This window comes from Tsukamurella serpentis, from assembly GCF_054780975.1.
Genome location: NZ_BAAGVH010000002.1, coordinates 732,057 through 745,923 on the forward strand (window position 1 = coordinate 732,057; position 13,867 = coordinate 745,923).

The 13,867-nt window shown below is 69.3% G+C and carries 15 protein-coding genes; 5 read left to right on the forward strand and 10 right to left on the reverse strand.

Features of this window, described 5'->3' with window-relative positions; all coding sequences use genetic code 11:
• Window positions 1–28 precede the first annotated feature (28 nt).
• Window positions 29–1,216 carry an FAD-dependent urate hydroxylase HpxO gene (gene hpxO / locus ACYVHG_RS05940; RefSeq protein WP_461166487.1) on the forward strand — a complete coding sequence of 396 codons (1,188 nt, stop codon included), beginning with the start codon at window positions 29–31 and terminating at the stop codon, window positions 1,214–1,216.
• The gene (locus ACYVHG_RS05945; protein WP_461166488.1) at window positions 1,213–2,610 is read left to right on the forward strand and encodes a nucleobase:cation symporter-2 family protein; all 1,398 of its coding nucleotides are present in this window, start codon (window positions 1,213–1,215) and stop codon (window positions 2,608–2,610) included. The genes hpxO and ACYVHG_RS05945 overlap by 4 nt, the downstream gene beginning before the upstream one ends.
• An 18-nt stretch (window positions 2,611–2,628) precedes the next feature.
• Here the strand turns inward: ACYVHG_RS05945 and ACYVHG_RS05950 are convergent, their stop codons facing one another.
• The gene (locus ACYVHG_RS05950; protein ID WP_461166489.1) at window positions 2,629–3,450 is read right to left on the reverse strand and encodes an SDR family oxidoreductase; all 822 of its coding nucleotides are present in this window, start codon (window positions 3,448–3,450) and stop codon (window positions 2,629–2,631) included.
• A 72-nt stretch (window positions 3,451–3,522) separates the two neighbouring features.
• On the opposite strand from ACYVHG_RS05950, the gene ACYVHG_RS05955 reads away from it, so the two are divergent.
• Entirely contained in the window at window positions 3,523–3,681 is a 159-nt protein-coding gene (locus tag ACYVHG_RS05955) for a DUF5302 domain-containing protein (protein ID WP_461166490.1), read from the forward strand.
• 155 nt (window positions 3,682–3,836) lie between these two features.
• Complete coding sequence (locus ACYVHG_RS05960) at window positions 3,837–4,655, forward strand: hypothetical protein (RefSeq protein WP_461166491.1); 819 nt, start codon at window positions 3,837–3,839, stop codon at window positions 4,653–4,655.
• A gap of 67 nt (window positions 4,656–4,722) precedes the next feature.
• On the opposite strand, the gene tuf is transcribed toward ACYVHG_RS05960, so the two are convergent.
• The 7 genes from tuf to ACYVHG_RS05995 form a co-directional block, all read right to left on the reverse strand.
• Complete coding sequence (gene tuf / locus ACYVHG_RS05965; protein ID WP_461166492.1) at window positions 4,723–5,913, reverse strand: elongation factor Tu; 1,191 nt, start codon at window positions 5,911–5,913, stop codon at window positions 4,723–4,725.
• Window positions 5,914–6,035: 122 nt separating this feature from the next.
• Window positions 6,036–8,141: an elongation factor G gene (gene fusA, locus ACYVHG_RS05970; RefSeq protein ID WP_461166493.1), complete on the reverse strand. Its 2,106-nt coding sequence runs from the start codon at window positions 8,139–8,141 to the stop codon at window positions 6,036–6,038.
• Between the two features lie 80 nt (window positions 8,142–8,221).
• On the reverse strand, window positions 8,222–8,692 hold the full coding sequence (rpsG, locus tag ACYVHG_RS05975) for a 30S ribosomal protein S7 (protein WP_126196419.1): 471 nt from the start codon (window positions 8,690–8,692) through the stop codon (window positions 8,222–8,224).
• A complete protein-coding gene (gene rpsL / locus ACYVHG_RS05980) occupies window positions 8,692–9,066 on the reverse strand; it encodes a 30S ribosomal protein S12 (RefSeq protein ID WP_019202307.1) in 375 nt (124 codons plus the stop codon). The genes rpsG and rpsL overlap by 1 nt, the downstream gene beginning before the upstream one ends.
• A gap of 345 nt (window positions 9,067–9,411) precedes the next feature.
• The gene (locus ACYVHG_RS05985) at window positions 9,412–10,290 is read right to left on the reverse strand and encodes a DNA-3-methyladenine glycosylase family protein (RefSeq protein ID WP_461166494.1); all 879 of its coding nucleotides are present in this window, start codon (window positions 10,288–10,290) and stop codon (window positions 9,412–9,414) included.
• An 18-nt stretch (window positions 10,291–10,308) separates the two neighbouring features.
• A complete protein-coding gene (locus ACYVHG_RS05990) occupies window positions 10,309–10,698 on the reverse strand; it encodes a DUF5313 family protein (RefSeq protein WP_461166495.1) in 390 nt (129 codons plus the stop codon).
• A gap of 114 nt (window positions 10,699–10,812) precedes the next feature.
• A complete protein-coding gene (locus ACYVHG_RS05995) occupies window positions 10,813–11,082 on the reverse strand; it encodes a DUF2277 domain-containing protein (protein ID WP_461166496.1) in 270 nt (89 codons plus the stop codon).
• An 86-nt stretch (window positions 11,083–11,168) separates the two neighbouring features.
• Here ACYVHG_RS05995 and ACYVHG_RS06000 point away from each other — a divergent pair, with 86 nt between their 5' ends.
• Window positions 11,169–12,002 carry an acyl-[acyl-carrier-protein] thioesterase gene (locus ACYVHG_RS06000; protein ID WP_461166497.1) on the forward strand — a complete coding sequence of 278 codons (834 nt, stop codon included), beginning with the start codon at window positions 11,169–11,171 and terminating at the stop codon, window positions 12,000–12,002.
• Between the two features lie 67 nt (window positions 12,003–12,069).
• Here the strand turns inward: ACYVHG_RS06000 and fdhD are convergent, their stop codons facing one another.
• Entirely contained in the window at window positions 12,070–12,897 is an 828-nt protein-coding gene (gene fdhD / locus ACYVHG_RS06005; protein ID WP_461166498.1) for a formate dehydrogenase accessory sulfurtransferase FdhD, read from the reverse strand.
• 3 nt (window positions 12,898–12,900) lie between these two features.
• Window positions 12,901–13,596, reverse strand: coding sequence for an LppP/LprE family lipoprotein (locus tag ACYVHG_RS06010; protein ID WP_461166499.1), 696 nt, complete (start codon window positions 13,594–13,596; stop codon window positions 12,901–12,903).
• Between the last annotated feature and the right edge of the window lie 271 nt (window positions 13,597–13,867).

The window sequence follows — 13,867 nt, forward strand, 5'->3', positions numbered from 1 at the left end:
TGACACACGCGGCCTAACGTGCCGGTGCATGAAGGTGATCATCATCGGCGCGGGCATCGGCGGAACCAGTGCCGCGCTCGCGCTGAGCAGGCTCGGGCACGAGGTCGTGCTCTACGACCGGATGCGGGAGAACAAGCCGGTCGGTGCGGCACTGTCGCTGTGGCCCAACGGCGTCAAGGTGCTCAACTGGCTGGGCCTGGCCGATCAGGTCGCCGAGCTCGGCGGCGACATGGCGTACATGGCGTACATCGACGGTCTCACCGGGGAGCCGATGTGCCGGTTCGGCCTGGACGCGGTCACCCGGCGCTCCGGGCAGCGTCCGTACCCGGTGTCCCGCGCCGACCTGCAGATGCTGCTCATGCGCACCGTCGGGCTGGACCGGATCCGTCTGGGGATGCGCGCGGTGGCGGTGACCGACGACGGCGCCGGCGTCACCGTCGAGTTCGACGACGGCAGCACCGACAGCGCCGACATGCTGATCGGGGCCGACGGTGCCCGTTCGGTGATCCGCGAGTACGTCACCGCCGGTCTCGACCCGGTCGAGCGCAGTTACTCCGGCTACACGAACTTCAACGGGCTGGTACCGGTGGATCCGCGCATCGGCCCGCCCGACCAATGGACCACCTACGTCGGTGAGGGCAAACGTGCCGCGGTGATGCCGGTGGCCGGGGACCGCTTCTACTTCTGGTTCGACGTGCCGCAACCCGCCGGTTTGCCCTACGACCGCGCCGATCCGATGGCGCCGCTGCACGCGGCCTTCGGCGGGTGGGCGCCGGGGGTTCGGGCCCTGCTCGGCGGGATCGACCCGTCGGCCTCGCTGAACCGGGTGGAGATCTGGGACATCGACCCGTTCCACACCTGGACCCGCGGGCGGGTGACGCTGCTCGGCGACGCCGCGCACAACACCACCCCGGACATCGGGCAGGGCGCCTGTTCGGCGTTGGAGGACTCGTTCGCGCTGGGGATCACGGTGGCGACGAACACCGTCTCGGTGGCCGACACCCTGCTGCGCTACCAGCGCATCCGCTCCGAACGGGCGGGTGATCTGGTGCTGCGGGCCCGGAAGCGGAGCCTGCAGACCCACGGCTTCGATCCGGCGGCCACGGCGGACTGGTACCGCAGTCTCGACGGGGCGGACGGCGAAGGCATCATCAACGGGATCCTCGGCAATGTCGAAGACAGTCCCGTCCATCTCGGCGGAGGGATCCTGTCATGACCGAATCGACGAAGACGGCGTCAGCGGACGCACCGCGCAGCGGCGCACCCGAGGACGAGTACCTGGGGCCGACGCGCACCGTCGGGTACGGCGTCCAGCACGTGCTGGCCATGTTCGGCGGGGTGATCGCGGTGCCGCTGATCATCGGCGGAGCGGCCGGCCTGGACACCGCGCAGAAGAGCGTCCTGGTCGCGGGTGGCCTGTTCATCAGCGGCCTGGCGACGATGCTGCAGACCCTCGGGGTGCCGGGTTTCGGCAGCCGGCTGCCGCTGGTGCAGGGCACCAGTTTCGCGGCGGTCTCCACCACGCTGGCGATCATCGGGGGCCGCGGCTCGCACGGCCTGCAGGTGGCGCTCGGCGCGGTGATCGTGGCGGCGGCGATCGGGCTGGTGCTGGCCCCGTTCTTCGCCCGGATCGTGCGCTTCTTCCCACCGGTGGTGACCGGCTCGATCATCACCGTGATCGGGCTGTCGCTGATGCCCGTGGCGGCGGGATGGATCACCGGGAAACCGACGAAGACCGTCGGCGGGCACACGGTGCCGAACCCCGACTTCGCGACGCTGGGCAATATCGGCCTGGCCATGTTCACCTTCGCGGTGGTGATCGCGCTCAGCCGCATCCGGGTGCTCTCCCGGCTGGCGGTGCTGCTGGGCCTGGCCGTGGGTACGGTCGCCGCTCTGCTGGTCGGGAAGGCGGTAACCGGCGGGATCGGTTCGGCGTCGGTGCTCGCGCTGCCGCAGCCCTTCGCCTTCGGCTGGCCCGTCTTCGAGGTGGGCGCGATCATCTCGATGACGGTGGTGATCGTGGTGATCATGGTCGAGACCACCGCCGACATCATCGCGGTCGGCGATGTGGTGGGCTCCCGGGTGGACAGCCGCCGGGTGGCCGACGGACTGCGCGCGGACATGGCCTCCTCGGTGCTGGCGCCGGTGTTCAACGCCTTCCCGGCGACGGCCTTCGCGCAGAACGTGGGACTGGTGGCGCTCACCGGCGTCAAGAGCCGGTTCGCGGTCGCTGCGGGCGGCGCGATCCTGCTGCTGCTGGGGCTCTCGCCGATGGCGGCGGCCCTGTTCTCGGTGATCCCCGGCCCGGTACTGGGCGGCGCCGGGATCGTCCTGTTCGGGACCGTCGCCGCCAGTGGCGTGCGGACCCTGGCGAAGGTGGACTACGCGGGCAACAACAACCTGGTCATCGTGGCCTCGGCGGTGGCCTTCGGCTTGATCCCGGTGGTCTCCCCCGACTTCTGGCAGGCCTTCCCCACCTGGTTCGCGGTGATCGCGCACTCCGGGATCAGCGCCGCGGCGATCGTGGCGGTGGTGTTGAACCTGGTGTTCAACGTGTTGCGAGCGCGCGCCGCCACCCCGGCATCGGCATCCGGATCGGCCGGCCAGTAGCCGGGGGTCGGCGGGCGGTCAGGTCGCCTCGGTCGGACGGGGCCAGTCGGTGGGACGGTGATGGGCGTCGAGGCCACCGTCGGCGAAGACCACCGAGCCGACGCAGTACCCGGCGTCCGGTCCGAGCAGGAAGGCCGCGAGCGCGGCGATCTCCTCAGCGGTCCCGGCCCGCCCGGCCGGGATCAGCCTCAGGTAGGCGTCCATCGCCGAGGCCAGGTGCGGGTCCTCACGCCCGGCCCGGGTCATCGGGGTGTCGATGAACCCGGGGGCGATCGCGTTGAGCCGGATGCCGCTGCGGATGTAGTCGGCGGCGTGGGTGCGCACGTAGTAGGCCAGCGCCGCCTTGGTGGCGGGGTAGGTCAGGACCGAGCCGTGCTCACCGTAGGAGTCGGCCAGCCGGGCGGCGGCGTGCTCGTCGCCGCCGAGGCAGGCCTGCGCCAGGTCGACGGGCCATCCGGGCTGGGTGGTGGTGGAGTTGGAGCTGACCAGCAGCGCCGACGACGGTTCCCGGGACAGCAGCGGCCGCAGCCCCACCAGCAGGTCGATCGCGCCGAAGTAGTTCACCGCCACCAGGTCGGACCCCGGGCGCCCGGCTGCGGGTGCCATTCCGGCGAAGGCCGCGAAGCCCTCGACCGGCGCCGATCCGACGAGTTCACCGATCCGGGCGACCGCCTCGAACCGGCCGCCGGGACTGCCGAGGTCGGCCTCGACGTCGGTCCCGGCGCGGTCCACTCCGATCACGCCGTGCCCGGCCCGGTGCAGCCGTTCGGCAGTGGCGGCGCCGAGACCCGAGGCCGCTCCGGTGATCACATAGGTACCCATCCGCGTTGCTCCCCTCATCGACGGAAAATCCGGTGACATCACTCGAGGTCCGTTCTAGCGTGAAACCACGCCGAAGGAAGGAGAAACCCCATGACCGACGACGGTATCGCCGACAAGTTCAAGGAAGCTCTGGACCGGAAGAACGCCGTACACCGGAAGGGATCGGCCCATCTGGACGGGGCCGCCAAGGCCCAGCAGCCGCACGGCTCGGAGAGCCATCAACAGCAGTTCCGCCGCAAGAGCGGATAGCCGGGAGAGCGGCCGCGCCGCGCGCTAGCATTGCGATCGCATGGTCCGGACCGGGTGAGGAGGCGATCATCGACCTTCCCCTGCTCATCCCGGTGCCGGTCCCCCTGCGCCGCACGGATCGACCATCGTCGGAGTCCTCGGATCCGGAACAGGCGGTGGAGAGCGCCCCGGTCCGGCAGGTCCGGGCGGTCATCGCCTCGGTGCTCGGCTCCCTGCGCGGCGGTCCGCACCTACCCGGCTCGGGCCTGCACTGGGCGGCCGCGTACCTGTTCCGCGACGATTCCGCGCTGCTCGTACTGACCGGCTCCGACGCCGGCTGGCTACCGGCCGGCACGGTGGTCCCGGCCGGGGTGCGGGTGCTGTGGAGCGAGCCGGAGGCGGCGGCGTGGGCACCGGTGGACGATCCCGTGCGCCAGCTCGTCGAGTTCGCCGGTGCGCATGGCTACAGCATCGGTGCGGTGGCCAGCACGCATCCGAGCCGGGCCCATCACATTCCGAAGGGCCGCTGGCAGCTGGTCGGGGAACATCACCTGGGTCCGGTGCTGCCCGGTTCGGTCAGCCGGTTCGAGGTGGTGGCCTCCCCGGACCGGGTACGCCGGGTGCGGTCCCTGCCGCCCGACGGTGCCCTCCGGCAGTGCCGGGCGCTGGTGCGTGATCTGGAGCGGGTCACCGTCGAACCGCGCCACGCGATCGGTGACCCGCAGACGCGGGTGCAGATCCGTCGGCGACTGGCGGCAGGCCGGGTGCCGCGGGCGGCGACCGAGCGGCTGCGCCTGGAACTGGGCGACGTCGAGGAGGCGTTGCGACTGCCGCGGGCGAATCCGCGCTCGGCCTTCCCGGCGGGGGCTCCGGACGGGGCCGCACTGCGCGCGCACCTGCTCGAACGGGCGATCATGGAGACGGCGCTCGCGGCGGCCGGCGGTGACGTCGAATCCGCGGTGTACTGCTGGACGGTGGCCCGGCACCTGGTCTAGACCTCGTCCAACGACAGCGGCGCCCCTCCCTTGCGGGAGGGGCGCCGTTGTCAGCTGCTACCGAAGATCAGGCGATGATCTTGGTGACGCGGCCGGCACCGACGGTGCGGCCACCCTCGCGGATCGCGAAGCGCAGGCCCTCGTCCATGGCGACCGGCTGGATGAGCTTGACGCTCATCTCGGTGTTGTCGCCCGGCATGACCATCTCGGTGCCCTCGGGGAGGGTCACGACGCCGGTCACGTCCGTGGTACGGAAGTAGAACTGCGGACGGTAGTTGTTGAAGAACGGCGTGTGGCGGCCGCCCTCGTCCTTGCTCAGGATGTAGGCCTGGCCCTCGAACTCCGTGTGCGGGGTGGTGGTGCCCGGCTTCACGACGACCTGGCCGCGCTCGACGTCCTCACGCTTGAGGCCACGAACCAGCAGACCGACGTTGTCGCCCGCCTGGCCCGAGTCCAGCAGCTTGCGGAACATCTCGATGCCCGTGACGGTGGTCTTGGTCGACTTCTCGCGGATGCCGACGATCTCCACCTCCTCGTTCACGTTGATGATGCCGCGCTCGACGCGACCGGTGACGACGGTGCCACGACCGGTGATCGTGAAGACGTCCTCGACCGGCATCAGGAAGGGCTTGTCGGTCTCACGCTGCGGGTCCGGGATGGACTCGTCGACGGCGTTCATCAGCTCGGCGATGGACTCGACCCACTTGGCGTCGCCCTGCAGAGCCTGGTAGCCCGAGACGCGGACGACGGGGGCGTCCTCGTCGAACTCCTGCGAGGCCAGCAGCTCGCGGACCTCCATCTCGACGAGCTCGAGGATCTCCTCGTCGTCGACCATGTCGCACTTGTTCAGGGCGACCAGGATGTAGGGCACGCCGACCTGACGGGCGAGCAGCACGTGCTCGCGGGTCTGCGGCATCGGGCCGTCGGTGGCCGCCACGACCAGGATCGCGCCGTCCATCTGAGCGGCACCGGTGATCATGTTCTTGATGTAGTCGGCGTGACCCGGCGCATCGACGTGAGCGTAGTGGCGCTTCTCGGTCTGGTACTCGACGTGCGAGATGTTGATCGTGATGCCACGAGCCTTCTCCTCGGGCGCCTTGTCGATCTGATCGAACGCCGAGACCTCGTTGAGGTCCGGGTACTTCTCGGCCAGAACCTTGGTGATGGCAGCCGTCAGGGTGGTCTTGCCGTGGTCGACGTGACCGATGGTGCCGATGTTCACGTGCGGCTTGGTCCGCTCGAACTTCGCCTTCGCCACTTGATGTCCTCCTGGACTTGAGTGCTTGCGGGGCCGGTTGCCCCACAAGGGTGATTACTTAACTTGTTGTCGACGCCGAGGCGCCAGGCGCCGAAGCGCCACGCTCCGGGGAGCGGGGAGGACTACTCCCCGTTCACCTTCGCGATGATCTCCTTCGACACGTTCGCCGGAACCTCGGCGTAGGAGTCGAAAACCATGGAGTAGTTCGCTCGGCCCTGGGTCTTCGACCGGAGGTCGCCGATGTAGCCGAACATCTCCGACAGCGGGACCTGAGCCTTGACCAGGCGGGCTCCGCTGCGTTCCTCCATGGCCTGGATCTGGCCACGGCGGGAGTTGAGGTCGCCGATCACGTCACCCATGTAGTCCTCGGGGGTGGTGACCTCGACAGCCATGATGGGCTCGAGGATGACCGGACCGGCCTGGCGTGCGGCCTCCTTGAAGGCCTGCGCACCGGCGATCTTGAACGCCATCTCCGACGAGTCCACGTCGTGGTAGGCACCGTCGAGCAGCGTGACCTTGACGTTCACCAGCGGGTAGCCCGCGAGCACGCCGTACTGCATCGCGTCCTGGGCGCCGGCGTCGACCGAAGGGATGTACTCCTTCGGCACGCGGCCACCGGTCACGGCGTTGACGAACTCGTAGGTGGCGCCGTCCTCGGCGTCCTCCAGCGGCTCCAGCTTGATGATGACACGCGCGAACTGGCCCGAGCCACCCGTCTGCTTCTTGTGGGTGTACTCGTGCTTCTCGACCGGGCGGCGGACCGTCTCGCGGTAGGCCACCTGCGGCTTGCCGACGTTCGCCTCGACCTTGAACTCACGACGCATACGGTCGACGAGGATGTCGAGGTGCAACTCGCCCATGCCGCCGATGACGGTCTGGCCGGTCTGTTCGTCGAGCTCGACGGAGAAGGTCGGGTCCTCCTCGGCGAGCTTCTGGATCGCGACGCCGAGCTTCTCCTGGTCGGACTTGGTCTTCGGCTCGATGGAGACGTTGATGACCGGGTCCGGGAAGGACATGGACTCGAGCACGATCGGGTTCGCCGGATCGCAGAGGGTGTCACCGGTGGTGGTGTCCTTGAGACCGATCATCGCGTAGATGTGACCGGCGGTCGCGTCCTCGACCGGCATCTCCTTGTTGGCGTGCATCTGGAACAGCTTGCCGATGCGCTCCTTCTTGCCCTTGGTCGCGTTGAGGACCTGGGTGCCCGAGTCGATGTGACCCGAGTACACGCGGACGAAGGTGAGCTTGCCGAAGAACGGGTGCGCGGCGATCTTGAAGGCCAGAGCCGAGAAGGGCTCGTCCTTGCTGGGCTTGCGCGAGAGGGTCTCCTCCTCGTCGCCGACGGCGTGGCCCTCGATGGAGGGGACGTCGAGCGGGCTGGGGAGGTAGTCGATCACGGCGTCGAGCATGGGCTGAACGCCCTTGTTCTTGAACGCCGAGCCGCACAGCACCGGGTACAGCTCACGCGCGACGGTGAGCTTGCGGATCTGAGCCTTGATCTCCTCGATCGAGAGCTCCTCGCCGGCGAAGTACTTCTCCATGAGGGCCTCGTCGGACTCGGCGACGGTCTCGAGCAGCTTCTCGCGGTACTCGGCGGCCTTGTCGGCGAGGTCGGCGGGGATCTCCTCGATGGTCGGCTCGGCGCCGATCTCGACCACGCCGCGCCAGGTGATGGCCTTCATCTCGAGCAGGTCGACGACACCGTCGAACTCGTCCTCGGCGCCGATCGGCAGCTGCAGGACCAGCGGCTTCGCACCGAGACGGTCCTCGATGGTGCGCACGGTGAAGTAGAAGTCGGCGCCCAGCTTGTCCATCTTGTTGACGAAGCAGATGCGGGGGACGTCGTACTTCTCAGCCTGCCGCCAGACCTGCTCGGACTGGGGCTCGACCCCCTCCTTGCCGTCGAACACGGCGACGGCACCGTCGAGCACGCGGAGCGAACGCTCCACCTCGACCGTGAAGTCGACGTGCCCGGGGGTGTCGATGATGTTGATCTGGTTCTTCTTCCAGAAGCAGGTCACGGCTGCGGAGGTGATGGTGATACCCCGCTCCTTCTCCTGCTCCATCCAGTCGGTGGTCGAGGCACCGTCGTGGGTCTCACCGATCTTGTAGTTCACACCGGTGTAGAAGAGGATGCGCTCGGTCGTGGTGGTCTTACCGGCATCGATATGCGCCATGATGCCGATGTTGCGGACCTTCGTGAGGTCGGTAAGCACTTCCTGTGCCACGGTGGTAAGCCTCGTTCTCTCAAGCGGATGGATGTACTTCCGGTGATCCGCGGGCCGGCGAACCGGCCCGCGGGATCAGATCACCAGCGGTAGTGCGCGAACGCCCGGTTGGCCTCGGCCATCTTGTGGGTGTCCTCGCGACGCTTCACCGAAGCGCCCAGACCGTTGCTCGCATCGAGGATCTCGTTGGCGAGCCGCTCGATCATGGTCTTCTCACGACGCTGCCGGGTGAAGGTCACCAGCCAGCGCAGCGCGAGGGTGTTGGCACGACCGGCCTTCACCTCGACGGGCACCTGGTAGGTGGCGCCACCGACGCGGCGGCTCTTCACCTCGAGCGACGGACGGACGTTGTCGAGCGCCTTCTTCAGCGTGAGAACCGGATCGGTGCCGGTCTTCTCACGGGTGGCCTCCAGGGCGCCGTAGACGATGCGCTCGGCGGTGGACTTCTTACCGTCCAGGAGCACCTTGTTCACGAGCTGGGTGACCACGGGCGAGCCGTAGACGGGGTCGTTGACGACGGGGCGCTTGGGCGCCGGTCCCTTACGAGGCATCAGCCCTTCTCCTTCTTCGCGCCGTAGCGGCTACGCGCCTGCTTGCGGTTCTTGACACCCTGGGTGTCGAGCGAGCCGCGGATGATCTTGTAGCGGACACCCGGGAGGTCCTTCACACGACCGCCACGGACGAGCACCATCGAGTGCTCCTGAAGGTTGTGGCCTTCGCCGGGGATGTACGCGGTGACCTCGACCGAGCTGGTGAGACGGACGCGGGCGACCTTACGCAGAGCCGAGTTCGGCTTCTTCGGGGTCGTGGTGTAAACGCGGGTGCAGACGCCGCGACGCTGCGGCGAGCCCTTGAGGGCCGCCGTCTTCGTCTTGGCCGCCTTGTCCCGGCGGCCCTTGCGGACCAGCTGGTTGATAGTTGGCATGGAAGCGCTGTTTCCTTCTTCGTTTCGGCTGATGCCGGCCATCCGGCCGGCACCGTAGCTGCTGCGGTTGTAGCTCCGGGCAAGTCCCGCGCTCCCCTTACGAGAGCGCACGACTTCCGCAGCGCGGCCCCACCAGGTTCACCAGTTCGCACTGTTTCCGCTGGTCAGTCCCGTCGCCGGGAAGTAGCTACCCGCCTCGCACGTACCCCGAGGTCGGGCGTGTCGCGCATCCGTGGGCGGTTCCGGATGTCCGGCCTGACCATGAACACGTGAAAATCGTCCTGGAACACCAGGCACGGCGACCAAGCCTACCCGGCTGAACTCACGCTGGTCAAAACCGGGTTCTCACAGGGCTCGGTAGTCCCGGACCGGAACCCGCGGCCCCCTTCGCTCACGGTCCACCCCGGCCCGCACCAGCAGGCGGATCACCCGTCCCCGCTGCCCGGCGTAAGGGGCCAGAACGTCGAGCATCCCGGCGTCGTCGAGCTCGGTTCCGGCGAGGGCGTGGCCCACGATCCGCGGCAGGTGGTAGTCACCGACCGGCACGGCGTCGGGATCACCGTGCGCCCGGCCGAGCACCTCGGCCACCGTCCACTCCCCGACACCAGGGAGGGCGGCCAGCCGCCCGGCACGGTGTTCCACGGCGACCGCGCTCGCCCCGACGACGGTGCGCATCCGGACGGGCTCGACCCCGGCGCGATGCCAGTCCCAGCTGGGGATCTGCGCCCACGCGGCGCGCTCGGGTGGCGCCCACAGCGGCGGGGCCCAGTCCGGTCCGGGTGCGGCGGTGCCGTACTTGCGAACCAGGTAGCGCCAGGCGCGCCAGGCCTCGGCGCCGACCACCTTCTGCTCCAGGATCGCCGGCACGAGGGCCTCCCACACCCGGTGGGAGCTGGTCAGCCGCAGACCGGGTGAGGCGGCGACGGCCTTCGCGACCACGGCGTGCCGCGGGAGCAGCAGGGAGGGGTCGTCGTCGGCGCCGGTCAGCGCGGGCGCATGGTCCAGCAGCCACTGGGCGCCGCTCCCCCAGGCGCGGGCCTGCACCTCGGCGCCGGTGTAGCGCAACCGGAGGGTTCCGGGCCCGTCTGGGGTGGCGACCGCACGCCAGAGGGCACCGTCGGAGGTACGGGCGTAGGTCGGATCACCGGCGCCACGGCGGAGCACGCCGACGGTGCCGTGCAGGTCGAGCGGGTATCCGGGCAGCCATGATCGTTCCGCCGTCACTCGGGCGAGGCTACCGATTCACGCCGCGCGGTACTTGCGGTCGTACTCGGCGGCACGACGACGGTGCTCCTGAAGCTGGGCGCCGCTCTCGGTGTGCGGATCGATGCCATTGTCGACGAGCAGTTCCTGCAGGTAGATCGAGCGGAGGCCGCCGACGAAGACGATCGCCGGGAGCAGCATCATGGCGACCATCGCGAGCTTGACCCACAGCGGCGAGGGAAGCAGCAGGGCGACCACCACGAAAGGCAGGAACATCAGCGCCCCGCGGATGAAGAAGCGACGGTTGTGGCCGGGGCCGGTGGCATCGCGCACCACCCAATCGCGCATGGAATCCGGTAGGCGCCTGCCCATCAGGTACTGCACCCGCTGCCAGAGGTTCGGCGTGGTTCGGACGGTTGACGTGGACATACTCCGAGCGTACGCCCGTGTGATTCAGGTCACAATCGGCATTGCTCTGTGAAACCTGCGGATTTCTGGCCCATAAAGCCAGATCCGGCTTCATCGGGCAGAAAACCGCACATTTCACAGGCGAGTGGCGATCCTTGCTTGGACCTCCGGCCGGCGCAGCGGCGGGACCGTCTTCGGTGGCTGGCGACGTACGGGCAGCGCGTCAAGCAGTTCCTCGGTCGCAGCGGTCACTGCGGCGACGGCCTTCTCGAAGGGTTCGCGGTTGGCGTCGCTCAGTTTCTGGATGCCCGAGACCTTGCGCACGTACTGTCGCGCCGCAGCCTCGATCTCCTCGTCGGTAGCGGCGGGTTCGAGTCCCCGCAGTTCAGTGATGTTCCGGCACATGAATCAACGGTACGTCCGCGAGCTCGCCGCGGCCAGGGCCTGCACGTTCGGACGCGCGGCACCGCCGACCTCGATAGGGTCGCGCTGTGAGCGACTACGAGTTCCTCCAGTCCGAACCACCCGGCCCGTCGTTCGAGCGCACCTGGCCCGTCCGCACCGGGGATGTGAACCCCGAGCGCCGGGTCCGCCTCGACGGTATCGCCCGATACCTGCAGGACATGGCCAACGACGAGATGTTCCACCGCGGATTCGACGCCACCGATCCGTACTGGCTGGTGCGCCGCACCATCATCGACGTGCATCGGCCGCTCACCTGGCCCGCGGATGTGACCCTGCTGCGCTGGTGCGAATCGACCAGCTCACGCTGGTGCAACATGCGCGTCACGCTGCGCGACACCGCCGGTGGGCACGTCGAGACGGAGGCCTTCTGGATCAGGTTCTCCGCGGACAGCGGCATGCCCACGCACATCAGCGACGGCGGTATGGAGTACCTGCAGCGGTACGTCGCCGAGACCCGTCTGCGCTGGAAGGCGCTCAACACCGAGCCGACCCCGCCCCCGTCGAGCGACGATCGCGAGTTCGCGCTGCGCGCCACCGACTACGACCCGTTCCGGCACCTCAACAACGCCGCCTACTGGCAGCTGGTCGAGGACGATCTGGCCGAGGCCGATCTGCTCGCGGCGCCGCACCGCGCGATCATCGAGTACCTCGCGCCGCTTCCGATCGGCTCGCGCGTGCAATTGCGCACCCGGCGCGACGACACCGGCTACCGGATGTGGCTGCACCGTCTCGACGACGACGGTGCCCCGGACGCCAAGCCGGCGGCGACCGTCACCGTCGTCCCGCTGCCCGGTGAGCCCTTCGGCCCGCCCGCGCCGTGGCCGCCCGAGCAGGTCGAGCGGATCGACTGGAAGGCGTAACCCCCGAGCCCCCGAGACCCCGAGCCCCCGAGACCCACTGCCCAGGAGCCCCCGAGCCTCCGAGTCCTCAGTCCCGGACCCGGTCGGCGCGGGTGTAGACGTTCATGTGGTCGTCGCGTACGAAACCGATCAGGGTCAGTCCGGTCTCCTCGGCCAGGTCCGCCGCCAGCGACGACGGTGCCGAGACGGCGGAGAGCACCGGGATCGCGGCCATGACCGCCTTCTGCACCAGTTCGAAACTGGCCCGACCCGAGACCTGCAGCACCGTCCCGCGCAGCGGCAGGCGGTCGGCGAGCAGGGCCCAGCCGATCACCTTGTCGACGGCGTTGTGCCGGCCCACGTCCTCCCGCAGCACCAGGAGTTCGCCGGTCGCGGCGTCGAACAGTGCGGCCGCGTGCAGGCCGCCGGTCTTGTCGAAGACGCGCTGCTGGGCGCGCAGCCGGCCGGGGAATTCGGAGATCTGCTGGGCACCGACGGTGACCGGATCCTCCCGGACCTCGTGGCGGGCGACGGTGCGGACGGCGTCGATGCTGGTCTTGCCGCACATCCCGCAGGAACTGGTGGTGTAGAAGGTACGCGCAGCCCCGGGCGGGAGCGGGGCGGCGGCCGGCCCCAGGGTCACGTCGAGCACGTTGTACTCGTTGACCTGCCCGTCGGGACCTCCGCAGTGGATCGCGGAACGGAAGTCCTCAGCGCCCCCGACCACGCCTTCGGAGACCAGGAACCCGGCGGCGAGTTCCACATCGTGACCGGGGGTGCGCATGGTGATCGCCAGCGGGGCGCCCGCGATCCGGATCTCCAGGGGTTCCTCCGCGGCCAGCGTGTCGATCCGGCGCTGCGTCGGCTGCCCGACAGTGACCCGCTGCATGGCCCGCCGCACGGTGATCCGGCCCATACGTCAGCGGGGCGCGGTGGACGAGGCCGACGGGGCACCGGGCGAGGCGGGCGCATCGGTGTCCCCGAAGGCCTGCCGCGGAACGTCACGGTCGGGAGTCACCGCACCACCTGCCAGGGTGTAGGTGACCACGACCGGCCCTCCGGACCGTCCCGCCGTGGTGTCCCCGGGGTTCAGCCAGCGGTAGGAGACGGCGACAGTACTGTCCGTGCTTCCCACGACGCCGGTGAACGCGGTGGGTCTGCTGGTAGCGGTGCCGAGGTAGCCGCGGCGGTCGAAGAACAGCACCCACTCCGGGGAACTCGCGGTGCCACCGGCCAGCTCCGCCTTCGCCCACAGCAGCTGCGGGCAGCTCCCGAGCTTCGCATCGGTGCCGCCGCGCGCGACGTAACCCCGTCCGTAGAACGCCGGCAGTTTCGCGACCGCGGCCCGCACCACCGGGGAAGCGAGGTCGAGGCACAGGCCCTGTCCCGCTGTCGCCGGACGGTCGGCACCGGCGCCGCCTGCTGCGGTGGCCGTGGCCGAACCGGTCGGCCGGGCCGGCTGTGGGGACCGCACCCCTTCCGATACCCCGCCCGGGGCGGTTGCCCCCGTCTGGCTGACCGGTGACGGCGTACCGTCCACCGTCGTCCCCTCGCCGCACGCGCTGAGCAGAGCCGCGACAGCGGCGACTGCGATGACTATCGGTGTCCTGGCCACTGCACCCTCCGAAGAACTGTCGGCACCGGTCTCGGGCCTCTACTCGACGACGTCGTCGATCCTCGCACCTGTGTTACGCCCGGGACAGCTCCAGCGACTCGACGAACGGAGCCCCCTGAGAGGGGGCCACCACAGAGAGACGTTACTCACAAGTAAAGAACATGCATGAGCTGCATCACAACCGGCGTGACCGGGCTCACCGGCGCCGCGAACGCCATCGCGACCGACGGGCCCGACGGACCCCGCGCCGAACACGGCGGACACTCCGGGC

What these genes read in the sequence shown, in the direction of transcription:
- ACYVHG_RS05995 (WP_461166496.1), bottom strand. Translation starts at nt 11,082, where the DNA reads ATGTGCCGGAACATCACTGAACTGCGGGGACTCGAACCCGCCGCTACC.
- ACYVHG_RS05955 (WP_461166490.1), top strand. Translation starts at nt 3,523, where the DNA reads ATGACCGACGACGGTATCGCCGACAAGTTCAAGGAAGCTCTGGACCGG.
- hpxO (WP_461166487.1), top strand. Translation starts at nt 29, where the DNA reads ATGAAGGTGATCATCATCGGCGCGGGCATCGGCGGAACCAGTGCCGCG.
- fdhD (WP_461166498.1), bottom strand. Translation starts at nt 12,897, where the DNA reads ATGGGCCGGATCACCGTGCGGCGGGCCATGCAGCGGGTCACTGTCGGG.
- rpsL (WP_019202307.1), bottom strand. Translation starts at nt 9,066, where the DNA reads ATGCCAACTATCAACCAGCTGGTCCGCAAGGGCCGCCGGGACAAGGCG.
- ACYVHG_RS05950 (WP_461166489.1), bottom strand. Translation starts at nt 3,450, where the DNA reads ATGAGGGGAGCAACGCGGATGGGTACCTATGTGATCACCGGAGCGGCC.
- ACYVHG_RS05945 (WP_461166488.1), top strand. Translation starts at nt 1,213, where the DNA reads ATGACCGAATCGACGAAGACGGCGTCAGCGGACGCACCGCGCAGCGGC.
- rpsG (WP_126196419.1), bottom strand. Translation starts at nt 8,692, where the DNA reads ATGCCTCGTAAGGGACCGGCGCCCAAGCGCCCCGTCGTCAACGACCCC.
- ACYVHG_RS05990 (WP_461166495.1), bottom strand. Translation starts at nt 10,698, where the DNA reads ATGTCCACGTCAACCGTCCGAACCACGCCGAACCTCTGGCAGCGGGTG.